This is a genomic window from Qipengyuania sp. CAU 1752 (assembly GCF_054482615.1).
The window spans coordinates 1,295,905-1,314,504 of record NZ_JBTLRE010000001.1; the positions used below are offsets into that span (position 1 = coordinate 1,295,905).

General features: G+C 61.8%; 20 protein-coding genes. 9 read left to right on the top strand and 11 right to left on the bottom strand.

The window, feature by feature from the left end; all coding sequences use genetic code 11:
* Window positions 1-2: 2 nt before the first annotated feature.
* The 8 genes from trpA to purB form a co-directional block, all read right to left on the bottom strand.
* Window positions 3-782 (bottom strand): tryptophan synthase subunit alpha, encoded by a 780-nt coding sequence (gene trpA / locus ACXYL9_RS06365; protein WP_459038744.1) that lies wholly within the window; start codon window positions 780-782, stop codon window positions 3-5.
* Window positions 779-1,264 carry a hypothetical protein gene (locus ACXYL9_RS06370; protein WP_459038745.1) on the bottom strand — a complete coding sequence of 162 codons (486 nt, stop codon included), beginning with the start codon at window positions 1,262-1,264 and terminating at the stop codon, window positions 779-781. Before ACXYL9_RS06370 ends, trpA begins: the two co-directional genes overlap by 4 nt.
* Complete coding sequence (trpB, locus tag ACXYL9_RS06375; RefSeq protein ID WP_459038746.1) at window positions 1,261-2,475, bottom strand: tryptophan synthase subunit beta; 1,215 nt, start codon at window positions 2,473-2,475, stop codon at window positions 1,261-1,263. The genes ACXYL9_RS06370 and trpB overlap by 4 nt, the downstream gene beginning before the upstream one ends.
* Window positions 2,472-3,104, bottom strand: a complete 633-nt coding sequence (locus ACXYL9_RS06380) for a phosphoribosylanthranilate isomerase (RefSeq protein ID WP_459038747.1) — start codon at window positions 3,102-3,104, stop codon at window positions 2,472-2,474. Before ACXYL9_RS06380 ends, trpB begins: the two co-directional genes overlap by 4 nt.
* Before the next feature lie 27 nt (window positions 3,105-3,131).
* On the bottom strand, window positions 3,132-3,917 hold the full coding sequence (gene bla / locus ACXYL9_RS06385) for a subclass B1 metallo-beta-lactamase (RefSeq protein ID WP_459038748.1): 786 nt from the start codon (window positions 3,915-3,917) through the stop codon (window positions 3,132-3,134).
* Window positions 3,914-4,588, bottom strand: coding sequence for an orotidine-5'-phosphate decarboxylase (gene pyrF, locus ACXYL9_RS06390; RefSeq protein WP_459038749.1), 675 nt, complete (start codon window positions 4,586-4,588; stop codon window positions 3,914-3,916). The genes bla and pyrF overlap by 4 nt, the downstream gene beginning before the upstream one ends.
* Complete coding sequence (locus ACXYL9_RS06395) at window positions 4,585-4,995, bottom strand: LapA family protein (protein ID WP_459039868.1); 411 nt, start codon at window positions 4,993-4,995, stop codon at window positions 4,585-4,587. Before ACXYL9_RS06395 ends, pyrF begins: the two co-directional genes overlap by 4 nt.
* Window positions 4,996-5,070: 75 nt before the next feature.
* The gene (purB, locus tag ACXYL9_RS06400; protein ID WP_459038750.1) at window positions 5,071-6,381 is read right to left on the bottom strand and encodes an adenylosuccinate lyase; all 1,311 of its coding nucleotides are present in this window, start codon (window positions 6,379-6,381) and stop codon (window positions 5,071-5,073) included.
* A gap of 185 nt (window positions 6,382-6,566) precedes the next feature.
* Here purB and ACXYL9_RS06405 point away from each other — a divergent pair, with 185 nt between their 5' ends.
* Entirely contained in the window at window positions 6,567-9,344 is a 2,778-nt protein-coding gene (locus tag ACXYL9_RS06405) for a DUF3857 domain-containing protein (protein ID WP_459038751.1), read from the top strand.
* A 30-nt stretch (window positions 9,345-9,374) separates the two neighbouring features.
* Here ACXYL9_RS06405 and radC read toward each other — a convergent pair whose 3' ends face one another.
* Entirely contained in the window at window positions 9,375-10,085 is a 711-nt protein-coding gene (gene radC, locus ACXYL9_RS06410; protein ID WP_459038752.1) for a RadC family protein, read from the bottom strand.
* A gap of 71 nt (window positions 10,086-10,156) precedes the next feature.
* On the opposite strand from radC, the gene ACXYL9_RS06415 reads away from it, so the two are divergent.
* From ACXYL9_RS06415 to ACXYL9_RS06450, 8 genes are all read left to right on the top strand, one after another.
* Window positions 10,157-13,342 (top strand): intermembrane phospholipid transport protein YdbH family protein, encoded by a 3,186-nt coding sequence (locus ACXYL9_RS06415; RefSeq protein ID WP_459038753.1) that lies wholly within the window; start codon window positions 10,157-10,159, stop codon window positions 13,340-13,342.
* Window positions 13,343-13,389: 47 nt separating this feature from the next.
* Window positions 13,390-13,578 (top strand): YnbE family lipoprotein, encoded by a 189-nt coding sequence (locus tag ACXYL9_RS06420; protein WP_459038754.1) that lies wholly within the window; start codon window positions 13,390-13,392, stop codon window positions 13,576-13,578.
* A 12-nt stretch (window positions 13,579-13,590) separates the two neighbouring features.
* Entirely contained in the window at window positions 13,591-13,977 is a 387-nt protein-coding gene (locus ACXYL9_RS06425; protein ID WP_459038755.1) for a YdbL family probable chaperone protein, read from the top strand.
* Window positions 13,978-14,149: 172 nt separating this feature from the next.
* Window positions 14,150-14,497, top strand: a complete 348-nt coding sequence (locus ACXYL9_RS06430) for an AtpZ/AtpI family protein (protein WP_459038756.1) — start codon at window positions 14,150-14,152, stop codon at window positions 14,495-14,497.
* A 70-nt stretch (window positions 14,498-14,567) separates the two neighbouring features.
* Window positions 14,568-15,326 (top strand): F0F1 ATP synthase subunit A, encoded by a 759-nt coding sequence (locus tag ACXYL9_RS06435; protein ID WP_459039869.1) that lies wholly within the window; start codon window positions 14,568-14,570, stop codon window positions 15,324-15,326.
* 46 nt (window positions 15,327-15,372) lie between these two features.
* Window positions 15,373-15,600, top strand: coding sequence for a F0F1 ATP synthase subunit C (locus tag ACXYL9_RS06440; RefSeq protein ID WP_114520182.1), 228 nt, complete (start codon window positions 15,373-15,375; stop codon window positions 15,598-15,600).
* A gap of 81 nt (window positions 15,601-15,681) precedes the next feature.
* Complete coding sequence (locus ACXYL9_RS06445; protein WP_459038757.1) at window positions 15,682-16,176, top strand: F0F1 ATP synthase subunit B family protein; 495 nt, start codon at window positions 15,682-15,684, stop codon at window positions 16,174-16,176.
* Window positions 16,169-16,732: a F0F1 ATP synthase subunit B family protein gene (locus ACXYL9_RS06450; RefSeq protein WP_459038758.1), complete on the top strand. Its 564-nt coding sequence runs from the start codon at window positions 16,169-16,171 to the stop codon at window positions 16,730-16,732. The genes ACXYL9_RS06445 and ACXYL9_RS06450 overlap by 8 nt, the downstream gene beginning before the upstream one ends.
* Before the next feature lie 55 nt (window positions 16,733-16,787).
* Here ACXYL9_RS06450 and ACXYL9_RS06455 read toward each other — a convergent pair whose 3' ends face one another.
* Entirely contained in the window at window positions 16,788-17,762 is a 975-nt protein-coding gene (locus ACXYL9_RS06455; RefSeq protein WP_459038759.1) for an NADPH:quinone oxidoreductase family protein, read from the bottom strand.
* 4 nt (window positions 17,763-17,766) lie between these two features.
* Window positions 17,767-18,522 carry a hydroxyacylglutathione hydrolase gene (gene gloB, locus ACXYL9_RS06460; RefSeq protein WP_459038760.1) on the bottom strand — a complete coding sequence of 252 codons (756 nt, stop codon included), beginning with the start codon at window positions 18,520-18,522 and terminating at the stop codon, window positions 17,767-17,769.
* Between the last annotated feature and the right edge of the window lie 78 nt (window positions 18,523-18,600).

Sequence of the window (18,600 nt, forward strand, 5' to 3'; positions counted from 1 at the left end):
CCTTAGCGCGCGGAATGGACCGCGTCTGCGAGAGCCGATGTCAGCTCCCTTAGCCTGACCGGAGCGTCCTTGCCAGATTCGCCGACCAGTTCAACGAGGGCCGAACCGACCACAACGCCGTCCGCAACCCTGGCGATGGCGCTGGCCTGTTCGGGCGTGCGCACGCCGAAACCCACGGCGACGGGCAGATCGGTGGCAGCTTTGAGACGCGCGACCGCATCCTCGATGCTGGCCTGCGCGGCCTGTTGTTGCCCGGTAATCCCGGCAACCGAGACGTAATAGAGAAACCCGTCCGACCCTTCGAGGACTTGCGGCAGGCGCTTGTCGTCGGTCGTGGGGGTGGCGAGCCGGATGGGGGCGATGCCCTTGGCCCGAAGGGCGGGGCCGAGCGCTTCATCTTCTTCGGGCGGAATGTCGACGCAGATCACGCCATCGACGCCGGCATCAGCGCAACGATCTGCAAACCATTCCGGCCCACGCCGGATCATCGGATTGGCATAGCCCATCAGCACCAGCGGCACGTCGGGATGGCGCGCACGGAACGCACTCGCGATGGCAAAGACATCGGCGGTGGTCGTGCCAGCACCGAGCGAGCGGATATTGGCCTGCTGGATCGCCGGGCCATCGGCCATGGGATCGGTGAAAGGCATGCCCAGCTCAATCACATCCGCGCCGCCCTCGACGAGTGCGTCGAGATTGTCCTCGGTGTCGCCATCGCCTGCGGTAAGGAAGCAGACGAGCGCGGGATGGGGCTTGGCGAAGGCGTTGGAGAGGCGAGTCACGTGGTGACCTCTTGAAGCTGTTGGGTCACGTCATCGACACCAGGCTCATCCCAGAGGCCGTCGCGCAGAAAAAATCTCCAGCTGTTCGTGTGTTCGCCATAGGTCGAGTTTTTGAGAACAAGGTGATGGGGAATGATGGCAGCCCGAAGGATTCCGAAATTTCTCGTGAAGAGGATTCCCGCCAAATAGTCGAAGCAATCGGTATCCAACCCTCGCAATGCACTCAGTTGACGCGACGTGTTGCGCGCATAGATCCGACGAGATTTAATTTGATAACGCTTATTGGAAGCAGGGTCGATTGCATCGAACGACTTTTCCGAGTGGGCAGCCTGTTCCCATTCAAATGCTTTGCAAAATAGATACTCTGCATAGTCACCTGCGGGATTATTCGCGCTTCTGGTTATACCACGCTTGCTCAATTCGTCTCCGATATCCGCGTGATATCCGAGCAATGCCGAAGAAGACAGCCCGGCGAAATTCACATTTCCACTCCCAGCTTCTCAGCCACGGTGAAGATGTCCTTGTCACCGCGCCCGCACAGGTTTGCGAGGATGATCTGGTCGCGGTCCATTTCCTTGGCGACCTTCGCCACCGCCGCGATGGCGTGGCTTGGTTCGAGCGCAGGGATGATGCCTTCGGTGCGGCAGAGCAGTTGGAAGCCTTCGAGCGCCTCAACATCAGTAACGGCAGTGTATTCGACCCGGCCGGTGTCTTTCAGCCAGGCGTGTTCGGGGCCGATACCGGGATAGTCGAGCCCGGCGCTGATCGAGTGGCCCTCGGTGATCTGGCCGTCTTCGTCCTGCAGCAGATAGGTCTTGTTGCCGTGGAGTACACCGGGCGCACCGCCGAGCAGGCTGGCGGCATGCTGGTCGCCATCGAGGCCGTGCCCCGCCGCCTCGACGCCGAGCATCTTGACGTCCGGATTGTCGAGGAAGGGGTGGAACAGCCCCAGCGCATTGGAGCCGCCGCCGATACAGGCGACCAGCAGATCGGGCAGGCGGCCGATGCGGTCCAGCATCTGCGCGCGCGCTTCCTTGCCGATCACGCTCTGGAAATCGCGCACCAGTTCCGGATAGGGATGCGGCCCGGCGGCGGTGCCGATGATGTAGAAAGTGTCATGGACATTCGCGACCCAGTCGCGCAGCCCTTCATTCATCGCGTCCTTCAGCGTCCCGCGCCCGCTCGTGACCGGCACCACTTCGGCACCGAGCAGCTTCATGCGGAAGACATTGGGTGACTGCCGCCGCACGTCTTCTGCGCCCATGTAAATGATGCAGGGCAGGCCGAACCGCGCACAGACGGTGGCGGTGGCAACGCCGTGCTGGCCCGCGCCAGTCTCGGCAATGATGCGCGTCTTGCCCATGCGGATCGCCAGCAGGATCTGGCCGATGCAATTGTTGATCTTGTGCGCGCCGGTGTGATTCAATTCGTCGCGCTTGAACCAGACCTGCGCGCCACCCAGCGCTTCGGTTAGCCGCTCGGCGAAATAGAGCGGGCTGGGGCGGCCGACATAATGTTCGAGCAGGTCGTCGAACTGTGCCTGGAACGCCGGATCGGCCTGCGCGGCGCGATATTCGCGCTCCAGATCGAGCACCAGCGGCATCAGGGTCTCGGCGACATAGCGTCCGCCGTAATCGCCGAAATGTCCGCGTTCGTCAGGCATGTTGCGGAAGGAGTTGGGATTGCTTGTCATACAGGCCGCGCCGCTTTGCAGAAGGCAGCAATCTTGTCCACGTCCTTGATGCCGGGCGCGCTTTCGACCCCGCTCGAGGTATCGACCAGCGGCGTGTGGGTTAGCCGCATCGCCTCGGCAACATTGTCCGCCGTCAGTCCGCCTGCGAGGCCCCATGGCGTTGCGCCGCGATAATTGGCGAGCAAGTTCCAGTCGAACCGCAAGCCCATGCCGCCGGGTAGCGAACCCTTGGGCGTCTTGGCATCAAACAGCAGGAAATCGGCCGCGTCTTGATAGCGAGCGGCGCGGGTCACGTCCTCGACGCTCGCGACAGGAAGCACTTTCCACACCGGCAATCCGAACTGCGCCTTCACCTGCGATACGCGTTCGGCGCTCTCGTCGCCGTGCAACTGGATCGCATCGAGTCCGGCCGCGACTGCATTGGCCAACAGGGCATCGTCCGGATCGACAAACAGTCCGACGCGTCTGATCCGACCCTTGGCACGCGCAGCAATAGCGGCAGCGTCTTGCGCGGTCAGGGATCGGGGCGAGGGGGGGTAGAACACCAGCCCGACATGGCTCGCCCGCGCCGCAACTGCCGCGTCGAGCGCCTCGGCCCGGTCGATTCCGCAGATCTTGATATCAATCATAACGCCTGCCTCACCGCCAGCGCGGTGCTAGAGACCGTTCGCCAGGTCGAGCGTGCGCGCAATCGCCTTGCGACCTTCGGCGGGCGAGTGGCTCATGGCGATGGTCGCAGCATCGGGGAAAGCGGCGGAGAAATTGCGCACTGATCTGGCGTAGTTTTCGACGTCGGCATCGGCCAAATTGCCGAGCGATCGGGCCTTGCTGTCCTTGATCATGCAGCCCCCGAAGGCGAGGCCATGCTGAGGCAGGCCGACGGTGATGTTGTCATGCGTATGCGCGCCGCCGGGGAAGTAGATACGCAGCGGAGCGAAAGCGGTGGCCGCATCTCCAATGGCCCAGCCATCCTCTGTGAAGACGATGGCGTTCTTGGCCGGCTGGAACCCGTTCTCGGGGGCCAGCGCATTGGTCAGCGGGTGCGCCCAGGTTTCGACACCGGCCTGGTGGAGCGCGGCGATCCCGCCCATCTTGTCACGGTGAGCATGGGTGATGACGGCGGCGCGAACGGGGCGAGCCTGTACCTGCTCGGCCCAGCGCAGGATCTGTTCGGTCTGGAAGTCGGTCCAGGCGGTATCGACAAGCAGGGTGTGGTCGCCATCCACGATCAGCAGGCCGTTGGACGGGATTGGCCCGAAGCCGGGCAGGTCGAGATAGGTGGTGTGCTGCCACACGCCCGGAGCAAGCTGGGTGAACGACACCTCGCCGAAGCGGACTGCCTCGGTGCCTTCTTCCTGCTCGGCTACCGAGTTACGGATTTCACCCGGGATACAGGCGGTTAGAGCGAGAGCGGGCCAGATTGCCCCAAGTATAAACTTCACAGCGTTGCCTCTATATCGCGCGCAGCCTGCACCGGATCATCGGCGCGGCTGATCGGGCGGCCAATCACGAGCACGCTGGCCCCATCGTCGCGTGCCTGTCGCGGAGTGACCACGCGCTTCTGGTCACCCACGGCGCTGCCGGCTGGTCGCAGGCCGGGCACCACGAAGAAGCCCTTGTTCCATTGCTTGTGAACCGCGCGCACTTCCTGTCCCGAACACACGATGCCATCGAGCCCTGCGTTTTCGGCCAATTCTGCAAGCCGCATCACCTGGTCATGCGGCGAGCCAACAACCCCGATGCGGTCCAGGTCGCGCTCGTCGAGGCTGGTGAGCATGGTCACGGCGACCACCTTGGTATTTTCGCTCGCCGCCGCCTTGGCATCTTCCATCATCGCCCGGCCGCCACTGGCATGGACGGTGACGATGGCCGGTTCCAACACGTGTACAGCCTGCATTGCGCCGGCGACGGTGTTGGGGATATCGTGCAATTTCAGGTCAAGGAAAATCGGCAGGCCGCAGCGTGCGATTTCATGCACGCCATGGTGACCGTGGGCGTAGAAAAACTCCATGCCCAGCTTGACCCCGCCGATATGGGATTTGACCGTGTCGACCAGCGCCTTGCCCGATTCAAGACGGGGCAGGTCCAGCGCAAGAAAGACCGGGTTGCTCACCGAACTGTACCCTGCGGGCCAAGCGGATCGTGGTCACCTTCGTCGGCGCGCGTCATGCCGTCCGACGCTTGCGTGGCGGAGACCGGTGGAACAGCCGTGGCCGTATCGAACTCGTGTTCCTGGGCATGAGCCGCAGCGGCAGCTTCTCGTGCAGCAGCCTCGCTTGCAGCCGCGTTCGCTCGCGCGGCATTCTCGAGGCTGATGATCTTGCGCGACAAGCTCCACCGCGCGCCGCGGTGATAAATCCACATCGGCAACAGGCCAAACAGAAACGAGACGATGACCAGCGCCGGGACCTTGGTTTCGACGACCAGATTTTCCCAGATTTTGACGGTCACTTCGTTCCAGTTGAAGAAGGAAAAGAGCAGCAGCACAGCCAGAACCAGCAGCCACATGATGGTGCGCATTACCTGCAATTGTGATCTCCCCTTAACTTACCGTGATGCTAGGGCGCATGACCGGCCGCGTCCAGCGACAAGCTGTCAGCCGAACACGCGTTTGAAAATCGTATCGACCTGTTTGAAATGGTATTCGAGGTCGAAGCGTTCCTCGAGCTGTACTGGCGTAAGCGCAGACGTGACTTCCTCGTCCTGTTTCAGCAAGTCGAGCAATTTGAGCCGGCCGTCCGACTCCCACACCTTCATCGCATTGCGTTGGACCAGACGGTAGGCATCTTCGCGGCTAACGCCATTCTGGGTGAGGGCGAGCAGCACGCGCTGCGAATGGATCAGCCCGCCCATGCGGTCCATGTTGGCCTGCATCCGCTCGGGATAGATCAGCAGCTTGTCGACCACGCTGGTCAGCCGCGCGAGGGCAAAATCGAGGGTGATGCAGGCGTCCGGACCGATGAACCGCTCGACCGAGGAGTGCGAAATGTCGCGCTCGTGCCAAAGCGCCACGTTCTCCAAGGCAGGCAGGGCATAGGCTCGGATCATCCGCGCCTGGCCGGTCAGGTTCTCGGTCAGGATCGGGTTGCGCTTGTGCGGCATCGCGCTCGATCCCTTCTGGCCGGGCGCGAAATATTCCTCTGCCTCGAGCACTTCGGTGCGCTGCAGGTGGCGCACTTCCACTGCCAGCCGCTCGATCGAACCAGCGATGACGGCGAGGGTGGAGAAGAACATGGCGTGCCGGTCGCGCGGGATCACCTGGGTGCTGACAGGCTCTGGCGTCAGGCCCAGCTTGGCCGCGACATGTTCCTCGACCGCAGGATCGATATTGGCAAAGGTGCCGACGGCGCCGCTGATGGCGCAAGTGGCGATTTCCTCGCGCGCGGCGACGAGGCGTTTGCGGCAGCGGTCGAACTCGGCATAGGCCTGCGCCAGCTTCAGCCCGAAGGTGACAGGCTCTGCATGAATGCCGTGGCTGCGCCCGATAGTGGGGGTAAACTTGTGCTCCTCTGCCCGCCGCTTGATCGCCGCCAGCAGGGCATCAAGGTCGTCGAGTAGGATATCGGCCGAACGCGCGAGCTGGACAGCCAGCGTAGTGTCGAGGACATCCGAACTGGTCATGCCCTGATGCATGAAGCGCGCCTGCTCACCCACATTTTCGGCCACCCAAGTGAGGAAGGCGATGACATCGTGCTTGGTCACTGCCTCGATTGCATCGATGGCATCGACGTCGATCTTGGGATTGGTGGCCCACCAATCCCACAGCGCCTTGGCCGCACTTTGGGGGACGACGCCCAGTTCGCCCAGCTTCTCGGTCGCGTGGGCTTCGATCTCGAACCAGATGCGGTATTTGGCCTCGGGCTCCCACAAGGCAGTCATGGCGGGGCGGGCGTAGCGGGGGACCATGGGCAGGGCTCCGAAATCAGGCAAGGGAGGGTAGATGCGCGGCGGCTAAGGCGCGGGCGGCGCCAATGCAAGTGTCGGAATCGCTTTTCATTAATCTGTTCAATCGCCTCACCCGCCGACATTGCATTGGGCGGCTCGCTGGGTATGACTGACTGGAATCGAAATTTTCTTGGGGCGTCAACTACATGAACCGCTTGTTTTGCCTGGCCGCGCCGGTCGCCATCGTCGCATCTGTCGCCCAGGCCGGCGAGACCGTCCGGTTTGCCGATGCGCCCACTTGGGTCGAGCCGGTTGATCTCGACGAGGCCGTGGAAATGGGCGAGGAAATCGTCCTGTACGACAGGCAAATCCGCCTCGAGGACGGCGTGGTCACGCGCTACACCGACATTGCCTATGAAGTTCGCAATACCACGGCGTTGCAGCAGCTTGGTACACAGCAATTCGGCTGGTCCCCGGACAAGGGTGACCTGACGATTCATCGCATGGAATTGCTGCGGGATGGAAAGGTGATCGACCTTGTCGCGCAGGGACTGAAACCGGAAATCCTGCGCCGAGAACGCGAACTGGAAAAGCGCGCAGTCAATGGCGCGCTTACCGCGGCTTTCGCAATCCCTGGTATGCAGGTGGGCGATGTCTTGCGACTGACCAGTTCTACAAGTGTTCGCGACCAGGCGCTGAACAATCAGATGCAAGCTGCAGAGGGGCTGGTAGCCGAGCCGACCAAGCTCGGTTTTGGTCGTCTGCGGGTGTCGTGGCCGCAAGGGAGCGATATCTACTGGAGCAAGCTGGGCGATGTCACCACGCCCAAGGTGCAGACATCTGGCCGCGATAGCTTCGTCGAGATTGCCCTCCCGATCGCAAAACCGGCCGAGATGCCCGATGATGCGCCCAAGCGTTTCCAGGTCAATCCGACACTGCAGTTCGGCAGCTTCGCAAGCTGGGCCGATGTCGGAGCCACGCTGGCTCCGCATTTCGGCACCGAAGGCACGATCCAGACCGGCGGACCAATCGCTGCGCAAGTGAAACGGATCATGGCCGCTTCGTCCGATCCCGCCACCCGCGCCGCGATGGCGCTGACGCTGGTGCAGGACGAGATCAGCTATCTCGCCAACGGCATGGATGGCGGCAACTACCTGCCACAAAGCCCGGCGCAGACCTGGAAGCTGAAATTCGGCGACTGCAAGGCCAAGAGCCTGTTGCTGTTGGCGATGCTGCGGCAGATGGGGATCGAATCGCAGGCGGTGCTGGTCGACAGTACCTGGGGCGACGCAGTGCCGATTTCGCAGCCGATTCCCGGCGCATTCGATCACATGATCGTTCATGCGACGATCGACGGAACCGACTATTGGCTCGACGGAACCGACTCCGGCGCGCGGCTCGACAGCATGTATGAAGTGCCCAACTTCCTGTGGGCGCTGCCGGTCGTGGCCGAAGGCTCCGCGCCAATCCCGCTCGAGCAGCGGTGGCCCAAGGTCGCCGACGAAGAGGTGGCAATTACATTTGACATGACGCGCGGCGTCGATTTGCCGGTACTTTACACGGCCACGATTATGTCTCGCGGCTCCACCGGCGCTCAGCTACGCCCGATGGCAACGCAGACCGATCCCGAGGAACTGCTCGGCGCGGCCAACAAGCAGCTGCGCGATGTGATTGAAGGTGTCGTCTACGAAGCCGATTACGACTACGACGAAGTGTCTGGTGTCGCGACCCTGCGCGCGAAAGGCATGGTGTTCGATCACTTCGACATCGACCGCGGGAAAGCCACCTTTGCCATCGATTCGGCCACCACCCGGTGGACATTCAAGCCCGACCGTGCCCGTTCGGCCTGGCGTGACATCCCCTATATGGTTGGTGGTCCCCATACCCAGGAGCGCAAGGTAATTATCAAATTGCCGCAATCTGGGAAGGGCGCCCGGCTCGTAGGGACGGCTGAGCTGGATGAAGTCGCAGCGGGAACGAAGTTTTATCGTCGCGCTGGCCTCAAGGGCGATACGCTGACCCTGGTCGACAGCACATCATATGTGCCCCGGGAACTTTCGACTGACGAAATCGCGACCGGCAAGGCTGCTATCCGCAGAATTGCAAGTGGCGACCCCAAACTGATCGTCAGCGATCCCAAGCGCTCGTGGGAGATGTCGGATGCAGAAGTCGCGCGGGATATCACTCCGATCCTTGCCGGCGTCGACAGGTTGGCAGAGGTTTTTGACGACAAGGCCGAAATGGTAAATCTGCGTGGATTCATCCATCTTTTCGCCCGCGACTATACTGCAGCCGAAGCCGAGTTCGAAGTCGCGATCGATATGGAGGCGAGCGTGGAGAGCTATAGTGCGTTGTCGGCTGTGCAAGCCGTACTGGGGAAGAAGGAGCAAGCTCTTGCCAATGCGGAACGCGCCTTCGAATTGCAGGGTGACACAGAAACAGCCAAGAATTTTGCTGAATTGCTAGCCCGTTTCGACCGTGCTGACGAGGGGCTCGACCTCCTCGACAGTCTCGGCCTGACCGGGGACGATGCGGTAACGCTGATGACCCAGTGGTCGTCGCTCGCTGGCTATGCCGGGCGCGAGGAAGAGGCATGGGACCGGCTGGGGGCCATGATCGAAGATCGACCGGACAATGTCAGCCTGCTCAATGGCAAATGCTGGATGGCGGGCGCATGGAACTATAAAGTCGAGAACGCCCTCGATTTCTGCGACCGCGCAGTTTCGCTTTCCGGACAGGAGGCCTGGGTGATCGACAGCCGCGCATTGGTAAAATATCGACAGGGGCGGATCGAAGAAGCACTGGATGACTACGAGACCGTGCTCAGCAAGGAGCCCGGAACTGCCAGCAGCCTGTATATGCGGGGCCTTATACGGCTCGATCAGGGTGATCGACGCGGCAACTCCGATGTCGAACAGGCGCGGCGGATCAATCCTCAACTGGTGGCGCAATTCAGCGAATACGGACTGGCACCCGGAAAGTAGCAAGTGTGTAGCACACAGGTTTATCCGGCTTCAGATCAATCCCTTGGCACGCAGGCTGACATGGCCCTGCCGTCCGACGATGACGTGATCGTGGACCGTGATCCCCAGTAGGCGTCCGGCCTCGGCGATTCGGTTGGTGATCTGGATGTCGGCCCGGCTCGGTTCCGGATTTCCGCTGGGATGGTTGTGAACGAGGATGAGCGCGGTCGCGCCGATGTCGAGACCACGGCGGATTACCTCGCGCGGATGGATAGCTGCCTCGTCGATCGACCCGTCTCCGACATGGTGATCCTGGATCAGACGGTTTTGCGTGTTGAGGTAGAGCACCCGCACGCGCTCGACCGTCAAGTGCGCCATATCCACGGTGAGATAGTCCAGCAGCGCCTGCCAACTGCCCAGCACCGGCCGCGCCTCGACTTCATTGCGGGCCATGCGCCGCGCGGCGATGGCAACCGCCTTGAGCGCGGCGGCGCTGGCTTCGCCCATGCCTTCAACCTCCGCAAGCGACCCCGGATCGGCATTGAGCACAGCCGAAAGCGCGCCAAAACGTGCCAGCAGGCGCTTGGCAATCGGCTTGGTATCGCCCTGCCGAAATGCGGCAAACAACAGGTACTCGAGCACTTCGTAGTCGGCCAGGGCCTCGGCCCCGCCCTTGAGCAGACGATCGCGTAACCGGGCACGATGACCTGTGCCGCCATGGCTTGCTCCGACTTTCTGCCCGGCACTTCCGTTATTCGGCAAATAACCCTCCGCTTTCAGCAGCGTGCAGCAAGCATTGCCTTTGCCGGGCGGAACGCGCAAGTGGACTGAGAATGGCCGACGGCGAAGACATCATGGTAGAAGCGGCGCGTTCGAGCCCGTCGGCACGCCGGATTGCAAATTACGGCGCGTTGGCGCTGCTCGGCATCCTCGTCATCGGGGCGTTGATCCTCTGGTTTTCCCGCGAAAGAATCGCCGACGATATCATCGGCGACCAACTCGAAAAATACGACCTGACAGCATCTTACGAGATAGAGTCGATAGGCCCGGCGCGCCAGATCGTGCGCAATGTGGTGGTCGGCGACTCTGCTGATCCCGACCTCACTGTCGAGCGCGTGGTCATCAATCTGCGCTATCGCTTGGGCATGCCAGCCATTGGCCGGGTCGAGCTTGTTCGCCCCCGGCTGTATAGCAATGTCGATGAAAATGGCGCGATCAGCTTTGGCAGCCTCGACAAGGTCATCTTCGCCGAGAGCGATGAGCCTGCCGGACTGCCTGATCTCGACATTCTGCTCGACGATGGACGCGCCCGTATCGATACGCCGTGGGGCAATGTCGGGATCAAGGCCCAAGGTGAGGGCGAGCTTGATGACGGCTTTGCCGGCACCATTGCAGCAGTCGCGCCCCGTTTTGCGCGCGGAGATTGCACGCTCGAAGATGCAACACTGTACGGTTCCCTCAAGGTATCCGCAGGCAAACCGAACTTCGCCGGGCCGCTGCGGCTAGCCTCTCTCGATTGCACGGGAAGCGGGCTGGGGCTGGAGCGGGCAGCGTTCAATCTGAAGGCGGAGATCGACGCCGAACTTGATGGTTTGGAAAGCACGGTGTCGGGCAATGTGGCGCGGCTGGCGTTCGGATCTGGGAGTGCGCGCGATGCCGAATTGGCCGTGGACCTGGCAGCTCGCGACGGGCGGATCGCCGCCAGTTTCGATGCCGCGATGCAGGAAGTGTCGATGGCCGCGACGCGCCTTGCCTCGCTGCGGGTCGATGGGTCGTTGCGGTCAAACAGCGATTTGTCAGCACTGCAATCGCGCCTTTCGCTTGCAGGCGACGACTTGTCGCTTGACCCAGCCCTTTATACCCAGCTTGCCGACGCGCGCGAGGCCACGTCTGGTTCCCTGCTGGAGCCATTGTTGGCGAAATTCTCTTCTTCGCTCAAGGCGCAGGCCGAAGGCGGATCGCTGGCGGCAGACGTTACCTTGCGATCGACCGATTCAGGCCTGACGCTGGTATCGCCGCGCGCAACCTTGCGCAGCGCCCGGGGCGACGTCTTGGCCGCAGTGTCGCGGTTGCAAGTGCAAATGGGCGAAGCGCGGGTCCCCTTGATGAGCGGCAACATTGCCATTGGGGGCAGCGGGCTGCCCCAATTGCAGGGCCGAATGGAGCGCGATGGCAGCGGCCGCATGGTTTTTCGAGCGACCATGGCCCCTTACTCGGCCGGTGATAGCCGACTGGCGTTTTCTCGGCTCGAGGTTAGGCAAGCCAGCGACGGTGCGTTGCGACTTGCTGGATCGGTACAGGCCAATGGCCCGTTGCCGGGCGGCGAGGTTCGCGGGCTCGATATGCCGCTCGACGGGGTGATTTCGCCGGACGGTACCATCGCGCTCTGGGCCGAGTGCACGCAGGTCGCGTTTCAACGGCTCGCCTATGCCGATCTCGCGCTCGATGCCCAGCGTCTCACGCTTTGCCCGCCTTCGGGCCGGTCGATCTTCAGCTCTGGTCCGCAAGGAGTCCGCTTCGCAGCCGGTGCCCCGGCTCTCGACCTGTCGGGACGCCTGGGTGGTTCGTCGATTCGCCTTGCGTCGGGGCCGATCGGGGTCGCCTGGCCGGGTGTTGTGCACGCGCGCGATGTAGACGTGGTGCTTGGTACCGATGCAGCCCTGCGGCTTACGATCAGCGAATTGACGGGGAATCTCGGCAAAACGATCGGCGGCAATTTTACAGATACCGATATCCGGCTCGATGCCGTCCCGCTTGACCTGCTGGATGCGAGTGGCAGCTGGGACTACAGCGACGGCACCCTGACCATCGCGGACGGCGAATTCCGGCTCGTGGACAGGAACCCGGAAAAGCGCTTCGAACCACTGATGTCTCGGTCGGCTCGCCTTGTCCTGGCTGATGGCGAGATCACGGCCGAAGCCGCCCTCCGCGAACCGTCGAGCAATCGGCTAGTGACCGACGTAGACATCGTTCACGATCTTTCGGACGGACGCGGCCATGCCGACCTCGCCGTACCCGGAATCGTCTTTGACAGCGCTTTGCAGCCGGTCACGCTGACGCCGCTTGCTCGCGGTATCATCGCGTTGGCCGACGGCACCGTAAGCGGGGAAGGGCGGATCGACTGGAACAGCGATGGCGTGACCAGCAGCGGCCGCTTCAGCACCGATTCGCTCGATTTCGCGGCACCATTTGGACCTGTTGAGGGCACATCGGGAACGCTGGTCTTCACCGATTTGCTGGGGTTGACCACCGCACCCGACCAACAGCTGAGGGTTCGTTCGATCAATCCCGGAATCGAGGTCAACGATGGCGTGGTGACCTTTGCCATTCGCGGCGGCTCATTGTTTGACGTAAAGGGTGGCACCTGGCCGTTTCTTGGCGGAACGCTAACAATGCGGCCGATCGAACTGGATTACTCCCGACCGCAGACGCGCCAGTTTTTTTTCGATGTGAGTGGTATCGATATCGCGCTGTTCATCGAGAAACTCGAAATTCCAAATATCGCCGCAACCGGCATCTTCGACGGCGTACTTTCTGTCATGTTCGACGAGGCTGGGGATGGGTTCATCCAAGACAGCGTGCTGGTTTCCAGGCGACCCGGCGGCAATCTGGCCTATGTTGGCGAACTGACCTACGAGGATCTGGGGGCCATCGCCAATTTCGCCTTCCAGTCGCTGCGCTCGCTCGATTACGAACAAATGCGGGTCCGCGTCGAAGGGCCGCTTGCCGGCGAAGTGCTGGCCGCCTTGACGTTCGAAGGCGTTACCCAGGGGGCTGGCGCCAACAGTAATTTCATCACGCGCCGGATCGGTCGCCTGCCAATTCGCTTCAATGTCAACATTCGCGCGCCGTTCTACCAGCTGCTTACAAACCTGCGCTCGATGTACGATCCGGCATATATTACCGACCCCCGCGATCTGGGACTGCTCGATCGCAAGAAAGACGAGGGAACGCCGCCGCTCGACATGGCGCGTCCACAACCCCCCATTCAGGACCCCGAAAGCGAGGATACGCCATGACCGTGCTTGAATTGACTGGGCCCGGGCCCGGTGCGAACATGTCGCACATGAACAACGGGCGCAGAACATTTGTCGGATCGGTCTTGGCATCGATCATGCTGGGTGGGTGCATCAACGTAAACGCACCGGCTGAACCCATCGTGATAGAGCTCAACATCAATATCCGACAGGAAGTGATTTATCGTCTCGCGGAAGACGTCGAAGAGAATATCGACGAGAACGCAGACATATTCTGAAGGTATTGTGCCATGGTGAAAAATTGGATCAGCATTGCGGCCGTCGCAGCCGCCAGCGTTGCGTTGACTGTGCCGGTCACCGCCTCTGCCCAGCGTTCGCCCGAATATGCGGCTGCCCGCGCCAAGGGCCAGGTCGGCGAGAAGCCCGATGGATATCTGGGCATGGTCGGCCAGCAGAGCAGCGCGATCGACAAACTGGCTGCCGACCTGAATATCCAGCGGCGCGCCAATTACACCGCACGCGCCCAGGCGCAGAAGGTCACTTTGCAGGAATATGCGTTCGCGCAAGGCTGCGAATTGATTGTCCGCACGGTGCCCGGCGAAAAATACCAGGCTCCCGACGGCAGTTGGCAGACCCGCACGGAGGCAGACCCGATCCGCGATCCGCGCTGCCCCTAAGGGGGCGTGTTTCTGGCTTGATCTGCAAGAGCCGTTGCATTTTTATCGTCAACCGGACCGCGCTTTGGGGCGCTGTCCGGTTGACTTGTTTTTACCCCCCTTCTAAGGGGGCGGCGCCCTTGGCGGGCAGCTCTTGCCCGTGCCGCGCAGACCTTCGGAAAAGGAGCATGGCATGAGCGACGAGAAGTCCGCACGGGAACCCATTGCCGAGGATGCGCGTATCGACGCGCTCGAAGAGCGGTTGAAGGCCGCACGCGAGCGTGAAAATGGGCGCAACCGGCCGCGGGGCAGCGGTACCGATGCGAACTATCGCAGCGGCAACCGGGTGCTCGCGGACCTACTCGGCGGGCTTCTCGGAGGAACGGTGATCGGATGGGCAGTCGATGCCATTTTCGGAACCGGTCCATGGGGCCTGTTGGTGGGACTGTTCCTCGGGATAGTCGTTGCCTTCAGAAATGTTTTCCGGATGGCAAACACGCCGCCCGACGATGGCTCGTCCGACACAACGGACAAGGGCTAACGCCGGCAGCAGTTTTGCCAAGACGCGATAAGGATCTCACGTGGCCGCCGAAGAAGGCAAAGTCGACCCGATGTACCAGTTCACCGTCGAGCCGATTCTCGGTTCGGAGGGCTGGGAGATTGCCGGTCAGAACATCATGTTCACCAACAGCTCCATGTGGATGCTGGTCACCACCGTTCTGCTCGCCGTGTTCGTATGGGGCGGGATGAAGGGCGACCTGGTACCCGGGCGCTGGCAAATGATGGTCGAAAGCTTCACCGGCTTCATCGACGACATGCTGGAAGTTAATGTCGGCAAGGCGGGCAAGAAGTACGTGCCCTACATCTTCTCGCTGTTCATGTTCATTTTGTTCGGCAATCTGCTCGGCCTGCTGCCGCTCGGCGTGCTCGGTATCCACCCGTTCACCTTCACCAGCCACTTCACCATCACCGGTGTCCTGGCTGTCATAAGCTTCTCCATCGTGCTGTTGGTCGGCTTCTGGAAGCACGGCTTCCATTTCTTCAGCCTGTTCGTGCCCAGCGGCACGCCGCTGCCGATGATCCCCATTATCTTCCCGATCGAGCTGGTTAGCTTCATGGTTCGCCCGTTCAGCCTCGCGCTGCGGTTGTTCGTCGCCATGATGGCGGGCCACGTCCTCTTGAAGGTGCTGTCGAGTTTCGTGATCGATGGTATCAACGCCGGAGCAGGTTTCAGCCTGCTGGTGAGCGTGCCCAGTTTCGCCCTGATGATCGGCATTTCAGCTCTGGAAATCCTGGTTGCCGGAATCCAGGCCTATGTCTTCGCGCTGTTGACCTCGCTTTACATCAACGACGCCGAGAATCTTCACTAAGCCTTTTTGATCAACCACACAGAATTTGACGCAAGGAGTTATTATAATGGACGCAGAAGCAGCAAAGCTCATCGGTGCGGGTCTCGCAGCCATCGGTGCCGGCATGGCCGCCATCGGTGTTGGTAACGTGTTCGGCTCGTTCCTCGAAAGCGCTCTGCGCAATCCGGGTGCTGCCGACGGTCAGCAGGGCCGCCTGTTCATCGGCTTCGCCGCAGCCGAGCTTCTCGGCCTGCTGGCGTTTGTCGTTGCGATGATCCTGATCTTCGTCGCCTGATCCGAATGATCGACTTGAACCGGGCCGGCCTCGTGACGGCCCGGACAGTTTAACTTCGACAGTCTTTCCGGGACCGAATCCATGCCCCAGATAGCCCAGCTTGCCGAAACCTATTCCAGCCAGATTTTTTGGTTGCTGATCTTTTTCGGCATCACCTTTTTCGTCGTGGGCCGCGGCATGGTTCCGCGCGTGATGGCGACCGTCGGCGTGCGCGACAAGCAGATTGCAGACGATCTCGCCGCCGCCCAGGCCGCGCGTGACAAGGCTGATGCCGAGGAAGAAGCCTGGCGGGTGCGCGAGAACGAAAATCGCGCAGCAGCCCAGGCCATCGTCGGTGAGGCCAAGGCCGAAGCAGCGGCCAAGTCGGAAAAGAAAATCGCCGCGGCGCAGAAGCGTCTCGACAAGAAACTGGCCGAGGCCGAGCAGCGAATTGCCGCTGCTCGCAGTGACGCCATGACCGAAGTCGAAGCGGTCGCCGCCGAAGCTGCGCAGGACATCGTCCGTCGCCTCGCCGGCATCGAAGTGACCCGGCCGATGGCCGATCAGGCCGTCAAGGAGGCCATGACCCATGGCTAACACGCCCGAAGTTATCGCTACCGAAGCGGCTCAGGTTTCGACCAAAACCGGCATTGGTGCACCCGTTCACGTCGATCCGACCGCGTTCGGCCTGGAGCCCTACCAGTGGGTCTCTGTGGCCATGCTGGTGCTGATTCTGGTTTTTGTGTGGAAGAAGGTGCCGGCGCTTGTCACCGGCGGGCTCGACAGCAAGATCGCCGAGATCAAGGCCCAGCTCGACGAGGCCAAGACGCTTCGTGCCGAAGCTGAAAAGCTGCGCGACGAGTACAGCGCCAAGATCGCCAATGCCGAGAAGGACGCTGAGGCGATGGTTGAGAACGCCCGTCACGAAGCGGATGCCCTGCTGGCCAAAGCCGAGGCCGATAGCCAGGCACTGGTCGAACGGCGCAAGAAAATGGCCGAAGACAAGATCTCCGCTGCCGAACGCGATGCGGTTGACCAGGTACGTGCTGCTGCTGCTGCCGGTGCCGCTACGGCGAGCCGCAAGCTGATCGCTGAAAAGCACGATGCCGACGCCGACCGTGCGCTGGCCGACGAGGTCATCTCCAACCTGTAAGGCAGGCTGGATCGAGATTTACGAAGGGCGGTCCGCAGGGGCCGCCTTTTTCGTGTCAGGGCTGCAGGATAACTTTCCCGATCAGGTTTCCCTCGACCATCGCGTCAAAGGCTTCCCGCCAACGTTCGAGCGGGAGGCAACGATCTATGTGCGGCGTGATTCCGCCATCGAGCGCCAATTGGTCGATGGCATCCATGATCCGCGCTCCGTGATCGGGAAACCGTCGCGCATATTCTCCGGCTCTTACGCCAACTACCGAAAAACCCTTGATCAGTGGTATGTTGACCGCGATCTGCGGAATGCGTCCTGCGACGAAGCCGACCACCAGCAGCTTGCCCCCGAAGGCCACGCAGCGCGTGCTTTCATCGAACACTTCACCACCGACCGGATCGAACACGAGGTCGCACAACTCGCCGCCGGTCAATTCGTTGACCTTCTCGCGAAACCGGCCGCTGTTGAGGATGACATGCTCAGCACCTGACACTTGCGCCAGCGCGTCCAGCTTGTCCTCGCTGTGGGTGGCGGCGATCACCGTGGCACCCAGCGCCTTGGCCAGATCGCATGCCGCCAGTCCGACCCCGCCGCTGGCGCCGTGGACGAGCACGTTCTGACCTGGTGCAAGGCCTCCCAGTTCGACCAGGGCGGTGTAGGCTGTGGAATAGGCCGCACCCATTGCCGCCGCAACGGTCAGTGCAATGCCGTCCGGCACCTTGCGCAAGGCGCGGGCGGGTACGGCCGCAAACTGTGCAAACCCGCCGGTTTTGGCTCCGCCCATGACACGATCGCCAGGGGCGAATATGCCCTCGCTGTCAGCCTCGATCACCTCGCCTGCGAATTCCATGCCGCTGGTGAACGGGGGCTCAGGTTTGAACTGGTAGCGCCCCTGCGTCATCAGCAAGTCAGGATAGTTGAGCGAGGCCGCGCGCACCCGTACCAGCACTTCTCCAGGGCCTTGATCAGGGCGCGGCTGGTCGACGAGGGCGACACCGGACAGGTCGTCCGACAGCCGCTCGACGCGCAGCGCCCTCATAGTGTCAGAAATTGTCCTTGCCCGCTCTCAATGCGGCGAAGGTCTCGTGCGGAGCACCACCGCCCCATTTTTTCGCCAGTGCGGGATCATCGGCGCGCAAGAACGGGTTGGTCGCAAGCTCTCGCGCGAGCTGCGTGGGCACGGTGGCCTCGTTCCGCGCACGCTTGGCAAAGATTTCCTCCGCATAGTCCAGCAGCGCCCGATTTTCGGGATCGGCATGGAGCGCGAATTTCGCATTCGCCGAGGTGTATTCGTGGGCGCAATAGAGCATCGTTTCCGGCGGCAATCCCTTGATGCGCTGGAGGCTGTTCCAGAACTGCAGTGGCTCGCCTTCAAACATCCGACCGCATCCGAGCGCAAAGACGCTGTCACCAACGAAGGCGACACCTGCTTCGGGCAGGTGGTAAGCGATGTGGCCGTTGGTATGTCCGCTAACGTCGATCACATCGGCAGTGTGCGCGCCGATGGTCACACTGTCGCCATGAGCTATCACGCGGTCGATCGGTGAGAGCTTGTTGACCTCCTGAGGCGCAATGATCGTCGCACCAGTAGCTTCGACGATCGCCTTGTTGCCTCCGGCATGGTCGGGGTGCCAATGGGTGTTCCAGATCTGCGTGATCTTCCAGCCCTTGTTCTCGGCCTGCTTCAGATACTCCGCGCCGTCGGGCGTATCGATTGCGGCTGTTTCGCCACTGTCGGGATCATGAAGCAGGAAGCCGTAATTGTCGGACAGGCAGGGGAATTGGTGGATCTGCAGCATGGCGTGCAGCTTACGCCTTGACCTGCAAAGAGGAAAGGCCCGCCTGCCACCAGGGCAGACGGGCCTTTCTCAAACCGC

What these genes read in the sequence shown, in the direction of transcription:
- trpB (WP_459038746.1), bottom strand. Translation starts at nt 2,475, where the DNA reads ATGACAAGCAATCCCAACTCCTTCCGCAACATGCCTGACGAACGCGGA.
- ACXYL9_RS06425 (WP_459038755.1), top strand. Translation starts at nt 13,591, where the DNA reads ATGGTGAAAAATTGGATCAGCATTGCGGCCGTCGCAGCCGCCAGCGTT.
- ACXYL9_RS06440 (WP_114520182.1), top strand. Translation starts at nt 15,373, where the DNA reads ATGGACGCAGAAGCAGCAAAGCTCATCGGTGCGGGTCTCGCAGCCATC.
- ACXYL9_RS06430 (WP_459038756.1), top strand. Translation starts at nt 14,150, where the DNA reads ATGAGCGACGAGAAGTCCGCACGGGAACCCATTGCCGAGGATGCGCGT.
- ACXYL9_RS06420 (WP_459038754.1), top strand. Translation starts at nt 13,390, where the DNA reads ATGAACAACGGGCGCAGAACATTTGTCGGATCGGTCTTGGCATCGATC.
- gloB (WP_459038760.1), bottom strand. Translation starts at nt 18,522, where the DNA reads ATGCTGCAGATCCACCAATTCCCCTGCCTGTCCGACAATTACGGCTTC.
- ACXYL9_RS06455 (WP_459038759.1), bottom strand. Translation starts at nt 17,762, where the DNA reads ATGAGGGCGCTGCGCGTCGAGCGGCTGTCGGACGACCTGTCCGGTGTC.
- ACXYL9_RS06380 (WP_459038747.1), bottom strand. Translation starts at nt 3,104, where the DNA reads ATGATTGATATCAAGATCTGCGGAATCGACCGGGCCGAGGCGCTCGAC.
- ACXYL9_RS06450 (WP_459038758.1), top strand. Translation starts at nt 16,169, where the DNA reads ATGGCTAACACGCCCGAAGTTATCGCTACCGAAGCGGCTCAGGTTTCG.
- purB (WP_459038750.1), bottom strand. Translation starts at nt 6,381, where the DNA reads ATGGTCCCCCGCTACGCCCGCCCCGCCATGACTGCCTTGTGGGAGCCC.
- ACXYL9_RS06445 (WP_459038757.1), top strand. Translation starts at nt 15,682, where the DNA reads ATGCCCCAGATAGCCCAGCTTGCCGAAACCTATTCCAGCCAGATTTTT.
- ACXYL9_RS06415 (WP_459038753.1), top strand. Translation starts at nt 10,157, where the DNA reads ATGGCCGACGGCGAAGACATCATGGTAGAAGCGGCGCGTTCGAGCCCG.
- ACXYL9_RS06395 (WP_459039868.1), bottom strand. Translation starts at nt 4,995, where the DNA reads ATGCGCACCATCATGTGGCTGCTGGTTCTGGCTGTGCTGCTGCTCTTT.
- ACXYL9_RS06435 (WP_459039869.1), top strand. Translation starts at nt 14,568, where the DNA reads ATGTACCAGTTCACCGTCGAGCCGATTCTCGGTTCGGAGGGCTGGGAG.
- ACXYL9_RS06405 (WP_459038751.1), top strand. Translation starts at nt 6,567, where the DNA reads ATGAACCGCTTGTTTTGCCTGGCCGCGCCGGTCGCCATCGTCGCATCT.